The 1,978-nt window shown below is 62.8% G+C and carries 3 protein-coding genes; all 3 read left to right on the forward strand.

All coding sequences use genetic code 11. The annotated features are described in order from the left end of the window. The coding region (locus B3V69_RS05710) for a tetratricopeptide repeat protein (protein WP_296444616.1) at positions 1-939 on the forward strand (939 nt) is incomplete at its 5' end. Continuing rightward, positions 936-1,886: a D-glycero-beta-D-manno-heptose-7-phosphate kinase gene (rfaE1, locus tag B3V69_RS05715; RefSeq protein ID WP_296444618.1), complete on the forward strand. Its 951-nt coding sequence runs from the start codon at positions 936-938 to the stop codon at positions 1,884-1,886. The genes B3V69_RS05710 and rfaE1, both read left to right, overlap by 4 nt. Continuing rightward, positions 1,883-1,978, forward strand: a 96-nt coding sequence (locus B3V69_RS05720; RefSeq protein WP_296444645.1) for an NAD-dependent epimerase/dehydratase family protein, incomplete at its 3' end; no start/stop codon positions are given. The genes rfaE1 and B3V69_RS05720, both read left to right, overlap by 4 nt.

The raw sequence follows: 1,978 nt of genomic DNA on the forward strand, positions 1-1,978 counted from the left end.
CACTTCGCGCTGGGCAACCTGTTTCGCCGTCGCGGTGAATACGAGCGTGCGGTGCGGGTCCACGAGCACCTGCTGTCGCGTGGTGACTTGAGTCTGGCGGACCGCCAGCGCGCGCAGCATGCACTGGCGCTGGACTACCTTAAAGCGGGCCTGCTCGACCACGCCGAAGCGGCTTTGCTCAAACTCGAAGACACGCCTTTTGAAGGTCAGGCGCGCTTGGCACTGTTGGCCAACTATGAGCGCAGCCGTGACTGGACCCATGCCGCCCTCATCGCCCAAAAACTGGAGCACTCCAACCAGGGCAGCTTCCGTGGCCGTCTGGCCCATTACCTGTGCGAGCAGGCCGCCGCATTTATCACCCATCAGGAGCTGGAACAGGCCCGGTTTTTACTCCAAGAGGCGATCAAGACGGCGCCCGCTGCAGCGCGGCCACGTATCGATCTCGCCCGCTTGTTGGCCAGCCAGGGCAAAACGGAAGATGCCTACCACGAACTTGAGGAAGCGCTTGCGTCTTCGCCCGCGGCCATCCCGCTGATGGCAGGACCTCTGGCCGAGTTCGCGGTGGCGTGCGGGCGCTCGCACGACGCACTGGAGCTGCTCAAAACCAATTACGAACTCTTTCCCTCGCTGGATGTGCTGGATGCCATCGTGGCACTCGAAGCGACCGTGGAAGGCCCCTCCCCCACGGCGCGCGATTGGTATGTGCGACATCTGGAACGCGAGCCCTCGCTGGTCGCCGCCGCCAAATGGATTGCCGGCGAAAAACTCGAACACGAGCAATTTCATCCGCAAGTGCAGCGGGCGCTGGACCATGCCGTCAAGCCGCTGACACGCTACCGCTGCGCGGCTTGCGGCTTTGAAGCCAAACAACACTTCTGGCAATGCCCCGGCTGCCAGGCGTGGGACAGTTACCCGGCCCGGCGGGTGGAAGAGCTATGACCGACACATTGCATGCCATGATCATTTCCAAAAAAAAATTAGCAAAAGCCCGCGTCTTGGTGGTCGGCGACGTGATGCTGGACCGCTACTGGTACGGCGCCGTGGACCGTATCTCACCTGAAGCGCCGGTGCCGATTGTGCGCATCACGCGCGAGGAAGAGCGCAACGGCGGGGCCGCCAACGTCGCCTACAACGTGGTGACACTGGGGGCGCAATCCTCGCTGCTGACCGTGGTGGGCGATGATGAGGCCAGCCACAAACTGGAGGCCCTGGTCGCCGGTACCGGCATCCGCACGCACTTTGGCCGAGACGCGGATCTGAAGACAACCGTCAAATTGCGGGTGATTGGCCGTCAGCAACAATTGCTGCGCCTTGATTTCGAAAACACACCCAAGACCGAAGTGCTGGCCTCGCAAAGTGCCGCCTTTATCCATCTGCTGCCCGAGCATGACGCGGTGCTGTTTTCAGACTACGGCAAAGGCGGACTGGCCCACGTGAGCGACATGATTGCGCGCGCGCGCGCAGCCGGCAAGCCGATCCTGATCGACCCCAAAGGGAGCGACTTTTCGCGCTACAAAAACGCCAGCGTCATCACGCCCAACCGGGTCGAGCTGCAGCAGGTCATTGGCCCCTGGCTGGACGAATCTGACCTGCAAGCCAAATGCCACAACCTGCGCGAACAGCTCGGGCTGGACGCCGTTCTGCTGACCCGCAGCGAAGAGGGTATGACGCTGTTTGATGCCCAGGGCCAGCTGCACGTCAGTGCCCAGGCCCGTGAGGTGTTTGACGTGACGGGCGCGGGCGACACCGTGATTGCCACCATGGCCGCGATGGTGGCCGCCGGCATGAGCCTGCGGAATGCGCTGCCCCTGGCGAACCGGGCCGGCGGCCTGGTGGTGGGCAAATTTGGCACGGCCACGGTTTCTTATGAGGAGTTGTTTGCATGACCCGCATCGTTGTCACCGGTGCCGCCGGCTTTATTGGCAGCAACATCGTCAAGGGCCTGAATGCGCGCGGCTTCGACGACATCATCGCCGTC

Origin of the sequence: Rhodoferax sp. UBA5149 (assembly GCF_002413825.1) — a bacterium.
Lineage (GTDB): Bacteria > Pseudomonadota > Gammaproteobacteria > Burkholderiales > Burkholderiaceae_C > Rhodoferax.

Bases quoted from the DNA above. Each gene is read 5' to 3' on its own strand.
- rfaE1 (WP_296444618.1), top strand. From the start codon at position 936: ATGACCGACACATTGCATGCCATGATCATTTCCAAAAAAAAATTAGCA.